15 protein-coding genes and 1 riboswitch are annotated in these 15,742 nt (G+C 70.8%); of the genes, 9 read left to right on the top strand and 6 right to left on the bottom strand.

Annotation, left to right across the window (positions count from 1 at the left end):
* Window positions 1–18 precede the first annotated feature (18 nt).
* Window positions 19–1,485: a GMC oxidoreductase gene (locus ACIP4Y_RS16075; RefSeq protein WP_401393224.1), complete on the top strand. Its 1,467-nt coding sequence runs from the start codon at window positions 19–21 to the stop codon at window positions 1,483–1,485.
* A gap of 42 nt (window positions 1,486–1,527) precedes the next feature.
* Window positions 1,528–2,979 (top strand): SIR2 family protein, encoded by a 1,452-nt coding sequence (locus ACIP4Y_RS16070; RefSeq protein WP_401393221.1) that lies wholly within the window; start codon window positions 1,528–1,530, stop codon window positions 2,977–2,979.
* 19 nt (window positions 2,980–2,998) lie between these two features.
* Here ACIP4Y_RS16070 and ACIP4Y_RS16065 read toward each other — a convergent pair whose 3' ends face one another.
* On the bottom strand, window positions 2,999–3,985 hold the full coding sequence (locus tag ACIP4Y_RS16065; RefSeq protein WP_358642029.1) for a Gfo/Idh/MocA family oxidoreductase: 987 nt from the start codon (window positions 3,983–3,985) through the stop codon (window positions 2,999–3,001).
* 265 nt (window positions 3,986–4,250) lie between these two features.
* Complete coding sequence (locus ACIP4Y_RS16060; RefSeq protein WP_401393943.1) at window positions 4,251–5,093, bottom strand: hypothetical protein; 843 nt, start codon at window positions 5,091–5,093, stop codon at window positions 4,251–4,253.
* Window positions 5,094–5,211: 118 nt separating this feature from the next.
* On the opposite strand from ACIP4Y_RS16060, the gene ACIP4Y_RS16055 reads away from it, so the two are divergent.
* A complete protein-coding gene (locus tag ACIP4Y_RS16055; RefSeq protein ID WP_401393218.1) occupies window positions 5,212–5,625 on the top strand; it encodes a hypothetical protein in 414 nt (137 codons plus the stop codon).
* A gap of 13 nt (window positions 5,626–5,638) precedes the next feature.
* Window positions 5,639–6,823: a glutathionylspermidine synthase family protein gene (locus tag ACIP4Y_RS16050; protein ID WP_401393215.1), complete on the top strand. Its 1,185-nt coding sequence runs from the start codon at window positions 5,639–5,641 to the stop codon at window positions 6,821–6,823.
* Here ACIP4Y_RS16050 and ACIP4Y_RS16045 read toward each other — a convergent pair.
* Window positions 6,820–7,437 (bottom strand): TetR/AcrR family transcriptional regulator, encoded by a 618-nt coding sequence (locus tag ACIP4Y_RS16045; protein WP_401393212.1) that lies wholly within the window; start codon window positions 7,435–7,437, stop codon window positions 6,820–6,822. The genes ACIP4Y_RS16050 and ACIP4Y_RS16045 overlap by 4 nt on opposite strands.
* Before the next feature lie 86 nt (window positions 7,438–7,523).
* On the opposite strand from ACIP4Y_RS16045, the gene ACIP4Y_RS16040 reads away from it, so the two are divergent.
* On the top strand, window positions 7,524–7,985 hold the full coding sequence (locus ACIP4Y_RS16040) for a nuclear transport factor 2 family protein (protein ID WP_401393209.1): 462 nt from the start codon (window positions 7,524–7,526) through the stop codon (window positions 7,983–7,985).
* Window positions 7,986–7,991: 6 nt separating this feature from the next.
* Here ACIP4Y_RS16040 and rocD read toward each other — a convergent pair whose 3' ends face one another.
* Window positions 7,992–9,245: an ornithine--oxo-acid transaminase gene (gene rocD / locus ACIP4Y_RS16035; RefSeq protein ID WP_401393206.1), complete on the bottom strand. Its 1,254-nt coding sequence runs from the start codon at window positions 9,243–9,245 to the stop codon at window positions 7,992–7,994.
* A gap of 58 nt (window positions 9,246–9,303) precedes the next feature.
* Window positions 9,304–9,392: riboswitch (ZMP/ZTP riboswitch) on the top strand.
* 33 nt (window positions 9,393–9,425) lie between these two features.
* On the opposite strand from rocD, the gene ACIP4Y_RS16030 reads away from it, so the two are divergent.
* From ACIP4Y_RS16030 to ACIP4Y_RS16020, 3 genes are all read left to right on the top strand, one after another.
* On the top strand, window positions 9,426–10,880 hold the full coding sequence (locus ACIP4Y_RS16030; RefSeq protein ID WP_358642040.1) for a glycine hydroxymethyltransferase: 1,455 nt from the start codon (window positions 9,426–9,428) through the stop codon (window positions 10,878–10,880).
* 98 nt (window positions 10,881–10,978) lie between these two features.
* Entirely contained in the window at window positions 10,979–11,992 is a 1,014-nt protein-coding gene (gene trpS, locus ACIP4Y_RS16025) for a tryptophan--tRNA ligase (RefSeq protein ID WP_401393202.1), read from the top strand.
* Between the two features lie 133 nt (window positions 11,993–12,125).
* Window positions 12,126–12,707: a 2'-5' RNA ligase family protein gene (locus ACIP4Y_RS16020; RefSeq protein ID WP_358642044.1), complete on the top strand. Its 582-nt coding sequence runs from the start codon at window positions 12,126–12,128 to the stop codon at window positions 12,705–12,707.
* A 19-nt stretch (window positions 12,708–12,726) separates the two neighbouring features.
* Here ACIP4Y_RS16020 and ACIP4Y_RS16015 read toward each other — a convergent pair whose 3' ends face one another.
* Window positions 12,727–13,482: a decaprenylphospho-beta-D-erythro-pentofuranosid-2-ulose 2-reductase gene (locus ACIP4Y_RS16015; protein ID WP_401393199.1), complete on the bottom strand. Its 756-nt coding sequence runs from the start codon at window positions 13,480–13,482 to the stop codon at window positions 12,727–12,729.
* Window positions 13,483–13,567: 85 nt separating this feature from the next.
* Between ACIP4Y_RS16015 and ACIP4Y_RS16010 the strand changes: the two genes are divergently transcribed.
* Window positions 13,568–14,476: a YihY/virulence factor BrkB family protein gene (locus ACIP4Y_RS16010; protein ID WP_358642048.1), complete on the top strand. Its 909-nt coding sequence runs from the start codon at window positions 13,568–13,570 to the stop codon at window positions 14,474–14,476.
* Here ACIP4Y_RS16010 and ACIP4Y_RS16005 read toward each other — a convergent pair.
* Window positions 14,424–15,689 carry a D-alanyl-D-alanine carboxypeptidase family protein gene (locus ACIP4Y_RS16005; protein ID WP_401393195.1) on the bottom strand — a complete coding sequence of 422 codons (1,266 nt, stop codon included), beginning with the start codon at window positions 15,687–15,689 and terminating at the stop codon, window positions 14,424–14,426. The genes ACIP4Y_RS16010 and ACIP4Y_RS16005 overlap by 53 nt on opposite strands.
* Between the last annotated feature and the right edge of the window lie 53 nt (window positions 15,690–15,742).

Raw genomic sequence — 15,742 nt, 5'->3', positions numbered from 1 at the left:
AACCCGGGGGGCGATGCGATGATGCACTTACCGGAGAGCTGCCAGGTGGCCGTCGTCGGATCCGGCATCGCCGGGCTGACCGTGGCGCGGGAACTCGCTCTGTCGGGTGTTCGTTCCTGTGTGGTTCTCGAAGCGGGACCGGCCGGCGATCTCCGTCACAAGAACAGCCTTCCCGGGGACATCGGCCTGCGCCTGTGGCACACGGCCGCTGCGGATCCGTACTTCGCCCGGTCCTGGTCCAGCAACCGGCCACCCCACTTCCACCGGGCCTCCGGTATCCGGCGCCGGGTCGGCGGCCGCTCGCTCTACTGGCACGGTGTGTGCATTCCGATCGAGAACGACGTGCTGCGCGCCGGGGCATGGCCCCCGTCGGTCGTCGAGGCCCTGGGCTCCGTCAGCGGCAGCGGGTTGTACGCCGACATGGCGCGACGACTGGAGGACTGGCTCGGCGAGCCGCTGGACTCCTCCCGGGGGCCCCTGGAGGCCGCTGTGCTCAAATGGCTGCTCTCCCAGGGCTACTTCGCACGGACGGTGCCCCAGGCGGCCCGGTTCGACCGCGTCACCGGCATCCGTGTCCCGTACTCCCCGGTCGAGCACTGGCTCAGGCAAGACCCGGCGGGACTGCCTCCCGTGCACGCGCGGTGCGAGGTCCTGGAGATGACCCCGACGGCCTCCGGTCAGGTGGCCCTGACACTGGACTTCGGCGGGAGCCGCCGGGTCCTCGTCGCGCAACGCGTGTGCCTCGCGGCGGGCACGCTGCCGACCACCGTACTGGCGGGACGCTTGATGATGCGGGTGGCGGGGACGGACGAGTGCCGTCTGGAAGGCCTGAACGACCACATCGTGCAGGGGTTCACCGTCTCTCTGCCGCGCCGCGTGCTGGGTCTGCCGCGCCTGCCCGGTGAGGCGCTCTGCTACGTCCCCAGGACCGATCCCACGGAATCGAACCTCTTCCTGGACGTCACGGACACCTCCGATCCCGATCGGGTGCTGCTCACCGCGTGGACCATGGGCGAGCAGGTGGGCGGCGACTCGGCGGTACGAGTGCCCAAGGACCCCGGTTCCCCGGCAGTCGTGGACGTTCGGTTCAGCGAGCGCGATCACCGCGTGATCAGGCATCAGACGCGGCAACTCAGGGAGCTGGCCGATCGGTTGGCGGGGAAGGCGGTGCTCGCCGGCGAGTGGCACTTCGCCGCGGGCTCACCGGAGTATCTCCCGGCCCGCATGCGGGCCCGCGCTCATCGGGACGACGCCGACGGCATCGCCTTCTTCCCCTACGTCTACCCCCTCGGCAGCGTGGACCACGAGTCCGGCACGCTGCCGCTCGGGTCCTCGATCGCCGATGACTACGGAGCCCTGCGGTGCCTGCCGGCCGTCCGCGTGGCGGGCCCGGCCGCCTTCCCCCGATCCGGTGCGGCGAATCCCTCGCTGACCACCATGGCACTGGCCGTCGGACAGGCCAGGGCCACGTCCTCGAGTCTGTGACCGCCTGCAACGCGACCGCGTGACATCACCTCGGAGGTACCCGTGCACCTGCCCAGCGACCTGGTATCGGCGTTCCGCGGCGGACGCGGCGCAGTCTTCGTGGGTGCCGGCGCCTCGGTCGACGCGGGCCTGCCGACCTGGCAGCAGTTCGTCACCCGGCTCGCCACGGAACTGGACATCGTCCCGGGCCCCGGCGGGGGCTTCCCCACGGCCGAACTGAACAAGATCCCGCAGTACTACGAGAACCGGTTCAATCGCCGGTCGTTGCTCTCCGCAGTGCAGGAGCTGCTGGGCGACCGGCGGAACGTGGGGTCGGAGGTGCACCGCCTCCTGGCCCGACTGCCCTGCACCACCTTCTACACCACCAACTACGACGAGCTGCTGGAGGACGCTCTCCGGGACCAGAGGCAGCGGTTCAGCGTCGTCGCGAGCGAGGAGGCGGCACGGGCTTCTTCCGACATCCACGGACACGTGGTCAGGAAGATCCATGGAACGCTCTCCCAGCCGCAGACACTGATCATCACGAGGGACGACTACGCGAGGTTCGTCAACGCGAACAGCGTGACGATCAACACGCTCCAGAGCGACCTGATCCACCACATGTTCCTGTTCGTGGGGTACAGCCTCAGCGATCCCGACTTCAACAACATCTACGACAACGTCCTGTACAACATGGGGAACATGGCGCAGACGCACTACCTGTGCGTGCCGCACGCCTCGGCGATGGAGATCGACGATCTCGCACGCCGGGGCATCAAGACGATCGACCTGTCGGGCTGGCCCGGGGCGAACCCCAGCGAGCAGCTCAAATCGTTCCTGTCGGACCTTGCCAACGCCACGAGCGATCTGGTTCACATCGAGAGGTTCTTCAAAGGGCTGCGGAACGGAGACCGGGTTCCGCTGGTCATCAGCTCGACGCTGAACGCCGGTGAGCAGTTCGTCTTCTACCCGGACTGTGACGTCCGTGTCGCCCAGCAAGTCGAACGTGCGCTGGAGCGCATGGGGGTGTCGACCCGCTGGGTGGCCGATCAGGTGGCCTTGGAGGAGGCGGACACGTACATGGGGGACAACGTCGTCCTGATCTGCTCACCCTTCGGCAACAAATTCACTCGTCGGGTCTTCGAAGAGCTGGGGCCCGGGAACATCTGTGTTCGCTTCTGCCATACGGACGGGAAGCGCTACATCCAGGACCTGAAAACGGCCAGGGAATACATCGCGGACGATCCGTCGCAACCGTCCGGGAATGCCGAGATGTCGGACTACTGTGTCATCGCCCGGTACCGCAACCCCTGGAATCCGAGCAAGCACATCTACTTGTTCGCCGGAATCTACGCCATCGGGACGCACGCCATCTCCCAGTACCTGTCGGACCTGATGAACTACCGGCACCTGCCTGACGATCCCGAGGACTCGGTCGCCTTGCTGCGGGTGTCTTTCGTCGATCACGACCCGTACAACTACGATTACGAGGTGGCCTTGCACGAGGTCCTGTGAAGCGCCTCGGCCGACGAAATCAGCCGGCGAAAATCGCGTCGGCCGGGAAACGCAAGTCGATCTTGGACCGGATCGCATCCATCGTTTCCATGATTGCCAAGGTCTCGTCCAGCGGCATGAGCGGACTCTCCAGCCGGCCGGCCGCAAGGCATCGGCTGACCTCCTCCGCCTCGTGCTCCATTCCGTTGCCGCGGTGCGGGAACGGGTGGTGAACCCTGCTCCCGTCGCTCAACAGCAGGTCGAAGGCGGTGGGGTTGTACCAGCGGTCCATTTCGATGCGTCCGCCGGTGCCCAGGATCACGGCATGCGCGGGAGAGTCGACCTGGATGCTGCACATCAGGCTGGTCAGCTGACCGCCTTCGTGCGTGAGGACGGCCCCGGTCTGTTCGTCCGCGCCCGTCGATGCGCGCGTACTGGTCGCCGCAATGCCGACGGGAGGCCCGAAGAGCTGGTGGGCCAGGGACACCGGGTAGATGCCGATATCCATCAGGGCGCCGCCGCCGAGCTCCAGGTTCCGCAGGCGATGCGTCGGATCCGGATCGCTGTACCAACCCAGTTCGGCCACGAGGGCACGCGGCTCGCCGATCGTGCCGTCGGCGACCATGCGCATGACTTCCCTCATCGCAGGAGTGAATCTCGTCCACATGGCTTCCATCAGGAAGACGCCTCGCTCGCGTGCCGCCCTCACCATGTCCGCTGCCTCGGAATGATTGATCGCGAACGGCTTTTCGCACAGTACGGGCTTTCCGTGCTCAAGCGCGAGGAGAGACGCCGATCGGTGTTCCGTGTGCGGGGTGGCGACATACACGGCATCGACCTCGGGATCCCGCATCAGTGCCTGGTAACCGCAGTGCACCCGGACCTCGGGCGCCGAACGCGTGAGTCGTGCCGCGTTCCTGATGTCACGCGTGCCGACGGCCACCAGTCGCGAGCCTTCGGTTACCCGCAGCGCTTCGGCGAACGCAACTGCGATTTTTCCCGTACCGACGATGCCCCAGCGCGTCATTCTGGCTCCTAGAGACGGTGATCGTGTCTTTCAGGGCGTTGCGTGACACGAATATGGTCGCTCACCCATGCAGGAAACGTCTCGATCTGGGGATCGGTTACTGGTCGCGGCGACATCATCCCCTGGCGGCCCTGCGCTAAACGTCCGATCAGGGGTTCCGGTGGTGAAACGGTCAAGTCCTAGCGCACTTACCACATCTGGGCATAAGGCCTGTGACTGTTTTGCACCACCGCGCGAAAGAACCTGATTGGGCTGGACGCTGCACTCAAGCGCGCTCGGCCGCCCCCTCCTCCGCCGGCGCCTCCCCGAACCGTGCCAGCAGCAACGCCCCCGCCACCGCCACCGCGAAGCCCAGCGCCGCCACCCCGGCCATTCCCTCCCGCGTCCGGTCACCGAGCCAGACCACCCCCACCGCGGCCGGACCGATCGTCTCCCCGATCACTATGCCCGCCGTCGCGGTCGTCACCGAGCCCCGCTGAAGGGCCGAGGTGAGCAGGACGAACGCGGCGCCGCCGCCGAGCAGCAGCGCGTACGCCGCCGGATTGACCAGCAGATCGCCCGGCCGCAGCGAGTCGATCAGCCGTACCGCCACCTCCACGACCCCGAACCCGCACCCGGCGCCGAGCCCCAGCAGCAGCGCCCGGGTCCGGCCGGACAGGCGCCCCCCGATCCCGCCGAGCAGCAGCACGGCCACCGCGGCCGCTGCCAACGCGTACCGCAGCCAGTCCGGGCCGGTCCGGTCGCCCTCGGTGCCCGAGGCCAGCCCCAGCAGGGCCAGCCCGGCGCACACCACCCCGACGGCGCCCCACTCCAGGCCGTTCAGCCGGACCCCCAGCAGCCGCGCCGCCACCACGGCGGTCACCGCGAGGCTCGCCGCCAGGGCCGCGCCCACCGCGTAGATCGGCACCGACCGCAGGGCCGCGATCTGCAGCAGGAAACCGAGCCCGTCCAGCGCCAGCCCGGCGAGGTACCGCCACTGCCGCAACGCCCGCAGCAGCAGCGCCGCGTCCCCGCCGCCGCTCTCCCCCGCGCTCGCCGCCCGCGCGGCCACCGCCTGCAACACCGTCGCGGTTCCGAAGCAGACCGCCGCGCCAAGGGCGCACACCATTCCGAACAACACGAAGCGACTCTAGGCGAACGGGAGATGGCGGACCCCCTCGTGCGGGTCCTCACACCGATCTCTAGGCTGGCCGCCGAACACGACATCCGACGGGGGAGACACCACCATGGAGCGCACACACCGGCCACTCCGTTCCGGCACGGTCGTCCTGGGCGGCGTGGGCCTGTTGGCCGCCGCGCTCACCGCCTGCTCGTCCGAACCGGACAAGCGCTGCGTCGACCGCGACAGCTACAACCTCGCCAAGGGGTACAAGGTCGTCTCCGACAAGAACTGCAAGACGACGGGCACGCCCGGCGGGACGACGGGCAAGACCGGCAAGAAGAAGCTCAAGAAGCCGGCCGACGCCGCCTGGTACTACGAGGGCAAGGAGAAGGGCGGCTGGGTCGACGGCGGTTCCTTCACCAAGCCCGGCGGGGGCTCCGGCAGCGGCTCGTACGACGATGACGACGACCACCACAGCGGGGGCGGCGGAGTCCACCGCGGGGGCTTCGGCGGCGGCAAGGGCAGCTCCGGCGGCTGACCGGAACACGCGCATGGAACGCCGTACCCTCACCCCCCGCCCCGGCTGGCAGCAGACCGTCGAGGCCCAGGGCCTGGTCTACCCGCTCACCCGCCACCCAGACGGCTCGCTGCGCCCGTACTGGGACGAGAGCGCCTGCTACGTCTTCTCCCTGGAGGAGGTCGAGGCGCTGGAGGAGACCGTCGAGGAACTCCACCGCATGTGCCTCGCGGCGGCCGGGCACATCGTGGCCGAGGACCGCCTCGCCGATCTCGGCATCACCGACCCGCGGGTGGCCGCCGCGGTCACCGAGGCCTGGCACCGCCGTGCGGAACTCCCGTCCGTCTACGGCCGTTTCGACCTCCGCTACGACGGCACCGGACCGGCGAAGCTGCTGGAGTACAACGCGGACACCCCGACCTCCCTGGTCGAGGCCGCCTCCCCGCAGTGGTTCTGGATGGAGGACCGCTTCCCCGGCGCCGACCAGTGGAACTCCCTGCACGAACGCCTGGTGGACGCCTGGCGCTCCCAGTCGGCCCTGCTGCCGCCCGGCAGCCCGCTGCACTTCGCGCACTCCTCGGCCGACGAACTCGGCGAGGACCTGATGACGGTCGCCTACCTCAAGGAGACCGCCGAGCAGGCCGGCCTCACCACCGACTGGCTGGCCATGGAGGAGATCGGCTGGGACAGCCTCTCCGGCCGCTTCGTCGACAACCGGCTCCGCTTCATCCGCAGCATCTTCAAGCTCTACCCGTGGGAGTGGCTCACCACCGACGCCTTCGGCGGGCACGTCCTGGAGACCCTGGACAACGGCGGCGGCACCGGCAGCACCCTGTGGATCGAACCGGCCTGGAAGATGCTGCTGAGCAACAAGGCCCTGCTGCCGATCCTCTGGGAGCTGTACCCCGGCCACCCGAACCTCCTCCCCGCCTACCTGGACGGCCCCCGCGACCTGCCCGACACCACCGGCTACGTCGCCAAGCCCCTCCTCGGCCGGGAGGGCGAGGGCGTCACCGTCCACCCCCCGGGCACGCCGGCCGTCCTGCGCGACGAGCCCTGCTGCTACCAGCAGTTGGCCCCCCTGCCCACCTTCGACGGCAACCACGTGGTGCTGGGCGCCTGGGTGGTCCGGGACGAACCTGCGGGCCTCGGCATCCGCGAGTCCACCGGCCTGATCACCGACGAGTACGCCCGCTTCCTGCCCCATGTGATCCTCTAGCGGGTTTCGTCCGGATCAGGGCGGACCCGGGCTGATCCGGACGGGACTCCCCAGCCCCCGAGCAGCCTCTCCACCGTGGCCCGCGCATGCCGCGCCGGGGCCGGATCGCCGGTGATGCCCGCGGTGACGACGGCTCCCTCGGCGAGCAGGAAGACCGGCTCGGCCAGCGGTGTGCCGGTGGCGTGCACCCAGGCGGCGAGCTGGTCGTGGAAGGCCTGTTTGTGGGCGCGGACCTCGGCCAGGACGGGCTCGGAGGAGGAGCCGAGTTCGCCGTGGGCGTTGATCCAGGCGCAGCCGCGGAAGCCGGGCTCGGCGAACCAGCCGGCGAGCCAGTCGAAGACCGCGAGCACCCGGGCGCGGGGGTCCGGGACGCTCTCCACGTGGGCGGCCAGGCTCGCGCGCCAGCGCCGGTCGCGGCGCCGGAGCATGGCGACCACGAGGTCCTCCTTGGTCGCGAAGAGCCGGTAGATCCGCTTCAGCGGCAGGCCGGACGCCTCGCGGACCCGGTCCATCCCCACCGCCTGGATGCCGTGGGCGTAGAAGAGCGCCTCCGCCGCGTCCAGGAGCGCCTCGCGGTCCAGGCGGGTCTGTTCCTCGGTGATCGGGGCGGGCATCCGGGCTCCTTGACGTCGAGAACGGCCGTTCTCTACTTTAGGCGCAACGAGTGGAGAACGCTCGTTCTCGACCGGAGGAGGCCGCCGTGCCCGAAGACCGCCCGCCGTACCCGCCCTTCACCCTGGAGACCGCCCGCCGGAAGGTGCAGGCCGCCGAGGACGCCTGGAACACCCGCGACCCCCACCGGGTCGCCCTCGCCTACACCCCGGACTCCGTCTGGCGGAACCGGGACCGGTTCCTCGCCGGCCGGGACGAGATCGTCGCCTTCCTGACCGAGAAGTGGCAGCGCGAACGGGACTACGCCCTGCGCAAGAGCCTGTGGAGCTTCCACGGCAACCGCATCGCCGTCCGCTTCCAGTACGAGTGCCGTGACGCCGACGGCCAGTGGTGGCGCTCCTACGGCAACGAACTGTGGGAGTTCGACGAGCGCGGCCTGATGCGCCGCCGCGAGGCCGGCATCCACGACGTGCCCATCGACGAGGCCGAACGGCGCATCCTCGGGCCCCGGCCGGCCGACGAGCACGGCACCGGCATCCCGCTGCACTGACACCCGCTAGGCACCCGCCAGCACCGCCCGCAGCTGCTCCAGCCCCCAGTCCAGGTCCTCCTCGCCGATCACCAGCGGCGGCGCGATCCGGACGGTCGACCCGTGGGTGTCCTTGACCAGGACCCCACGGGCCAGCAGCCGCTCCGAGATCTGCCGCCCGGTGCCGAGCGCCGGCGAGACGTCCACCCCGGCCCACAGCCCGCGCCCGCGCACCGCCGTCACCCGGCCCGTGCCCCGCAGCTCGCCCAGCACCCGGTGCAGCCGCTCGCCCAGCCGGGCCGCCCGCTCCTGGTACTCCCCGGTCCGCAGCATCGCGATCACCTCCAGCGCCACCGCGCAGGCCAGCGGATTCCCGCCGAACGTCGACCCGTGCTCACCCGGCCGGAACACCCCGAGCACCGCCGCGCTCGACACCACCGCCGACACCGGCAGGATCCCGCCGCCCAGCGCCTTGCCCAGCACGTACACGTCCGGTACGACCCCCTCGTGCTCGCACGCGAAGGTCCGCCCGGTCCGGCCCAGACCCGATTGGATCTCGTCGGCGACGAACAGCACGTTCCGCTCGCGCGTCAGCTCCCGCACCCCCGCCAGATAACCGGCCGGCGGCACGATCACCCCGGACTCGCCCTGGATCGGCTCCAGCAGCACGGCCACGGTGTTCTCGGTGAGCGCCGCCCGCATCGCGGTCAGATCGCCGTACGGCACGATCTCGAACCCCGGCGTGTACGGCCCGTAGTCCGCCCGCGCCTCCGGATCCGTGGAGAAGCTGATCACCGTCGTCGTACGGCCGTGGAAGTTGCCGCCCGCCACGACGACCTTCGCCATCTCCGCGGGCACCCCCTTCACCCGGTACCCCCACTTCCGGGCCGTCTTGATCGCGCTCTCCACCGCCTCCGTGCCCGTGTTCATGGGCAGCACCATCTCCATCCCGCACAGCCGGGCCAGCTCGGTGCAGAACGCCGCGAACCGGTCGTGGTAGAAGGCACGGGAGGTCAGCGTCACCCGGTCCAGCTGCCGCCGGGCAGCCTCGGCCAGCCGCCGGTTGCCGTGCCCGAAGTTCAGCGCCGAGTAACCGGCCAGCAGATCCAGGTACCGCCGCCCCGCCACATCCGTCAGCCACGCCCCCTCACCGGTGGCGATCACCACGGGCAGCGGGCGGTAGGTGGGCGCGCAGTGTGCGTCGGCGGCGGCGATCAGGTCTTCTGCAGCGGTCACGGCCTCTCCCGAGTACGTCCGGAAAACGACGGCGACCCCCTTCATATCCTCGCTCGCATGGTGGACGCGGGACCTGCGCCGCGCGGCGCGCCCGGTAGTCTGACGAACGGGCCGTGACTGGCGCGCTGGGATGGGACGGACCATCAGGGAGCGGCCCGAGCGGGAAGAGTGCCGTGCGCCTGGGCCGAACGTGAACGCTGTACGCACACCGTCCGGAGGTCCCTGATGCCCGAGAATTCCGCCTCCCTCTCCACCGAGACCACGGCCTTCCGCGCCGCCCTCGACGTCATCCGCGCAGTCGAGCCGCGCGTCGCCGACGCCATCGGCCAGGAGGTCACCGACCAGCGCGGGATGCTCAAGCTGATCGCGTCCGAGAACTACGCCTCCCCGGCGACCCTGCTCGCCATGGGGAACTGGTTCAGCGACAAGTACGCCGAAGGGACCATCGGCCGCCGCTTCTACGCCGGCTGCCGCAACGTCGACACCGTCGAGGCCCTCGCCGCCGAGCACGCCCGCGAACTCTTCGGCGCCCGCCACGCCTACGTCCAGCCGCACTCCGGCATCGACGCCAACCTCGTCGCCTTCTGGGCCGTCCTCGCCGACCGCGTCGAGGTGCCGTTCCTGGAGAAGGCCGGCGTCCGTCAGATCAACGACCTCAGCGACGCCGACTGGGCCGAGCTGCGCCAGGCCTTCGGCAACCAGCGCATGCTCGGCATGTCCCTGGACGCCGGCGGCCACCTCACCCACGGCTTCCGCCCGAACATCTCCGGCAAGATGTTCGACCAGCGCTCCTACGGCACCGACCCGGCCACCGGCCTCGTCGACTACGACGCCCTGCGCGCCCAGGCCCGCGAGTTCAAGCCGCTGATCATCGTCGCCGGTTACTCCGCGTACCCCCGTCTGGTGAACTTCCGGATCATGCGCGAGATCGCCGACGAGGTCGGTGCCACCCTCATGGTCGACATGGCGCACTTCGCCGGCCTGGTCGCGGGCAAGGTCCTCACCGGCGACTTCGACCCGGTCCCGCACGCCCAGATCGTCACCACGACCACCCACAAGTCCCTGCGCGGCCCGCGCGGCGGCATGGTCCTGTGCGACGACTCCCTCAAGGACCAGGTCGACCGCGGCTGCCCGATGGTCCTCGGCGGTCCGCTCCCGCACGTCATGGCCGCCAAGGCCGTCGCCCTGGCCGAGGCCCGGCAGCCCGCCTTCCAGGACTACGCCCAGCGCATCGTCGACAACTCCCGCGCCCTCGCCGAGGGCCTGATCCGCCGTGGCGCGACCCTGGTCACCGGCGGCACGGACAACCACCTCAGCCTGATCGACGTCGCCACCTCCTACGGCCTCACCGGCCGCCAGGCCGAGGCGGCCCTGCTGGAGTCGGGCATCGTCACCAACCGCAACGCCATCCCGGCCGACCCGAACGGCGCCTGGTACACCTCCGGCATCCGTGTCGGCACCCCCGCGCTCACCACCCGCGGCCTCGGCACGGCGGAGATGGACGAGGTGGCCGCCCTGATCGACCGCGTCCTCACCACCACCGAGCCGGGCACCACCAAGTCGGGCGCCCCGTCCAAGGCGGCCCACGTCCTGGACGAGAAGGTCGCCGAGGAGATCTCCCGGCGAGCGACGGACCTGGTGGCGGGCTTCCCGCTGTACCCGCAGGTCGACCTGGGCTGAAGCGCTCCCGGAGGGGCGCGGGGAACTGCGCGGCCAACCCCACGGTCCGCGGTTCCCCACGCACCGAACCCCCCGGGCTCTCTGAGAGAATAGAGAGCATGGCGAATGACCGACCCCGCGTGCTCTCCGGCATCCAGCCCACCGCCGGCTCGTTCCACCTCGGCAACTACCTCGGCGCCGTCCGCCAGTGGGTGGCCCTGCAGGAGTCCCACGACGCCTTCTACATGGTCGTCGACCTGCACGCGATCACGGTCCCGCAGGACCCGAAGGAGCTGCGGGCCAACACCCGGCTCGCCGCCGCGCAGCTGCTGGCCGCCGGCCTGGACCCGGACCGCTGCACCCTCTTCGTGCAGAGCCACGTCCCCGAGCACGCCCAGCTGGCCTGGGTCATGAACTGCCTCACCGGCTTCGGCGAGGCCAGCCGCATGACCCAGTTCAAGGACAAGTCCGCCAAGCAGGGCGCCGACCGGGCCTCCGTCGGCCTGTTCACGTACCCGGTCCTCCAGGTCGCCGACATCCTGCTGTACCAGGCCAACGAGGTGCCGGTCGGCGAGGACCAGCGCCAGCACATCGAGCTGACCCGCGACCTCGCCGAGCGCTTCAACGGCCGCTTCGGCGAGACCTTCACGATCCCGAAGCCGTACATCCTCAAGGAGACGGCGAAGATCTACGACCTGCAGGACCCGACGGTCAAGATGAGCAAGTCGGCGTCCACGCCGAAGGGCCTCATCAACCTGCTCGACGAGCCGAAGGCCACGGCCAAGAAGGTCAGGAGCGCGGTCACCGACACGGACACGGTGATCCGCTACGACGTCGAGAACAAGCCGGGCGTCTCCAACCTCCTCACCATCTACTCCACGCTCACCGGCCGGTCGGTCGCCGAGCTGGAGCAGGACTACGAGGGCAAGATGTACGGCGCGCTCAAGACCGACCTCGCCGAGGTCATGGTCGAGTTCGTGACGCCGTTCCGCGAGCGCACCCGGCAGTACCTGGACGACGCCGAGACGCTCGACTCGATCCTCGCCAAGGGCGCCGAGAAGGCGCGCGCCGTCGCCGCCGAGACCCTCGCGCAGGCGTACGACCGCGTGGGCTTCCTCCCGGCCAAGCACTGAGGCGTACGACCGCACGGGCCCGCCTGGGGGAGCGCTGCACATCACTTCCGCTGCGCCTGCCCACAGAACACTCATGGCCGTACAGTCATAGCCGACGGCTGAGCAGAAAACAGACACGACGACAGGAGACGACGTGGGGACCGTAACGATCGGCGTCTCGATCGCGGTCCCGGAGCCTCACGGCAGCCTGCTCCAGGAGCGGCGCGCGGGCTTCGGCGACGCCGCGGCTCACGGCATCCCCACCCACGTCACGCTGTTGCCGCCGACCGAGGTCGACCAGGCCGACCTGCCGGCGGTCGACGCGCACCTCGCCCGGGTCGCCACGGCCGGCCGGCCGTTCCCGATGCGGCTGTCCGGCACCGGCACCTTCCGGCCCCTGTCGCCGGTGGTCTACGTCCGGGTCGTCCAGGGCGCCGAGGCCTGCACCTGGCTGCAGCAGCGGGTCCGGGACGCCTCCGGGCCGGTGGCGCGCGAACTGCAGTTCCCGTACCACCCGCACGTCACCGTCGCGCACGGCATCGACGACGCGGCGATGGACCGCGCGTTCGAGGAACTGGCGGACTTCGAGGCCGAATGGCCGTGCACCGGCTTCGCGCTGTACGAGCAGGGCGCCGACGGCGTCTGGCGCAAGCTGCGCGAGTACACCTTCGGCGGATCCGTCGTACCGCCCCAGCCGGGCCACGCGGACGTGTGCGCCCCGCGGGTCGCCCAGTGAAGCGCCCCCTTCCGGGGCACTAGACCCCCAGTCTGCGGAACAGTGACCGCGGGGTGTGGCGCAGCGCCGACATCACGAACCGGAGCGCGCCCGGCACCCACACCGTCTCCGAGCCGCGGCGCAGGCCGAGTTCGATGGCCGTGGCCACCGCCTCCGGGGTGGTGGCGAACGGGGTCCGCGGCCGGCCCGCCGTCCGCCGCGTCCGGACGAAGCCGGGGCGTACGACCATGACGTGCGCGCCGGTGCCGTGCAGGGCGTCGCCGAGACCCTGGGCGAAGGCGTCGAGGCCGGCCTTGCTGGAGCCGTAGATGAAGTCGGCGCGGCGGGCGCGTTCGGCCGCGGCGGCGGACAGCACGACGAGGGAGCCGTGGCCCTGGGCCTGGAGGGCGCCGCCGGCGACCAGGCCCGCCGAGACGGCCCCGGTGTAGTTGGTCCGGGCGACCTGCACGGCCCGGGCCGGGTCGCGTTCGTCGTGCGCCTGGTCGCCGAGGATGCCGAAGGCGAGCAGCACCAGGTCGACGGGCCCCTCGGCGAAGACCTTGCCGAGGACGGTCTGGTGGGACTCGGGGTCGAGCGCGTCGAAGGCGACGGTGTGCACGTCCGCGCCGAGCGCCCGCAGGCTCCCGGCGGCGTTCTCCAGCGCGAGGGAGGGGCGGCCGGCGAGCCACACCGTGCGGGTGCGGCGGGCGATCAGCCGGCGCGCGGTGGCCAGCGCGATCTCGGACGTGCCGCCGAGGACGAGCAGGGACCGGGGCAGTTCGGTGGCATCCTTCATGACAGTTGACCGTATCGCCCCCATATGCCCGTTCGGGCGCAGAAACGCGGTGTTGACGTTCCCGTGGACCGGGCACAGTCGGATCATGGACTGGCTGAAGAAGCTGCCCGGCATCGGGCCGATCGTCACCCGGCTGACCGCCACCCACGCGTGGCGGTCCTACGAGCGGCTGGACCGGGTGAAGTGGACCCGGCTGGCCGCCGCCATGACGTTCGTCAGCTTCGTGGCACTGTTCCCGCTGCTGACCGTGGCCGCCGCGATCACCGCCGCCACGCTCAGCCCGGCCCGCCAGAAGACCGTGGAACACCGGATCGCCGACCAGTTCCCGGGCCTGTCCGACCAGCTGGACCTCACCTCCCTGGTGCAGAACGCCGGCACGGTCGGTGTCATCGCGGGCGCGGTCCTGCTGTTCACGGGCATCGGCTGGGTCGGCCAGGTACGGGACTGCCTGCGCGTGGTGTGGGAGCTGCCGGACCGCGAGGAGAACCCGGTCGTCACCAAGGCCAAGGACGCCGGCATCCTGCTCGGCTTCGGCGGCGCCCTGCTGGTCACCCTCGCCGCGTCCACCCTCGCCTCGGCCGCCGTCGGCCTGGTCTCCCGGCAGATCGGCCTGGACGAGCACGGCTGGGGCAGCGTCCTGCTGCAGATCGCCGCGTTCGCCGTCGCCGTGCTCGCCGACTTCCTCGTCCTGCTCTACGTGCTGACCCTGCTGCCCGGGGTCGAGCCGCCGCGCCGCCGCCTGCTGGTCGCCGCGCTGCTCGGCGCGGTCGGCTTCGAACTGCTCAAACTGCTGCTCAGCGGCTACATCCAGGGCGTCGCCGCGAAGAGCATGTACGGCGCGTTCGGCGTCCCCGTGGCACTGCTGCTGTGGATCAACTTCACCGCCAAACTGGTCCTGTTCTGCGCCTCCTGGACGGCGACCCGCAGCAAGGAGGCCGAACTCACGGCCGCGCCCGACGGCGCATCAGGTCCGGCAGCGGCCACCGGCGGTTGACCAGGAACGCCGCGCCCCCGAGCAGCACCAGCAGCCCGCCCGCGACGGCCAGGGCGATCCCGGCCCCGCCGGCGCCGGACGCGGCGGTGGCGCTCACCGCCGGCTTCGCACCCGCCCCGCCGGTCCCGGAACCCTGTCCCGCCGCCTTGCCCGCCGCCTGCGCCGCGTCCGGCCCGGCGGACGCGCTCGGGTCCGGCTGCGCGGTGGCGGCGCTCTTCGGCGGCACCAGCTCGCCCACCGGCTCCACCTTGCCGACCGCCTGGAAACCCCAGTCGAACAGCTTCGCGGTCTCCTTGTAGACCTCGTTGTGCTCGTGCTTCTCCGGGTTCATCACCGTGACCAGCAGCACCTTGCCGCCCCGTTCGGCGACCCCGGTGAAGGTGGCGCCGGCGTGCGTGGTGTTGCCGTTCTTCACGCCCGCGATGCCCGGGTAGACGGGGACGTCGCTGTCGCCGCTCAGCAGCCGGTTGGTGTTGCGGATCTCGGCGGAGCCGAACTTCGCGCTCACCGTCGAGCAGTAGTCGCGGAAGTCCTTCTTCTGCAGCCCGGAGCGGGCGAACAGCGTCAGGTCGTACGCCGACGACACCTGTTCCGGAGCGTCGTAGCCGTCGGGGGAGACCACGTGGGTGTCCAGGGCCTGCAGTTCCTCGGCGTGGTCCTGCATGTCCTTGACGGTCTGCCCGACACCGCCGTTCATCGCGGACAGCACGTGCACGGCGTCGTTGCCCGAGCGCAGGAACACCCCGAGCCACAGGTCGTGCACGGAGTAGGTGCTGCCCTCCTTTATCCCGACCACGCTGGAACCGACGCCCACGCCCTTGAGGTCCGACGGCGCGACCTTGTGCACGGTGCCCTTCGGGAACCGGGGCAGCACGGTGTCCGCGAACAGCATCTTCAGCGTGCTCGCCGGGGGCAGCCGCCAGTGCGCGTTGTGCGCGGCGAGGACCTCGCCCGACTCGGCGTCGGACACGATCCAGGACCGGGCGGTGAGGTCCTTGGGCAGCACGGGGACGCCGGGGGCGAGGTTGACCTGGGTGCCCGGCTGCCCGAGCCGGGCACCGCCCAGCGTGGACATCCGAGCCGGGGGAGTGGCCGTCGGGCTCGGGGAAGGGGTCGGCGCGGCGAGCGCGGCGGGCGCGGTGACGGACAGCGACAGCAGGGTGGCGGAGGTGACCAGCAGGGATCGCCGGCCGGTCGTCTTCGGTGCGGGCACGGTCGGCAACGTACCCGCACCCGACCGCGAAGTCCCGCCTCCCGCCCCACCCC

Origin of the sequence: Streptomyces sp. NPDC088810 (assembly GCF_044750305.1) — a bacterium.
Taxonomy (GTDB): Bacteria; Actinomycetota; Actinomycetes; order Streptomycetales; family Streptomycetaceae; genus Streptomyces.
This window is presented reverse-complemented; position numbering and strand designations above follow the sequence as displayed.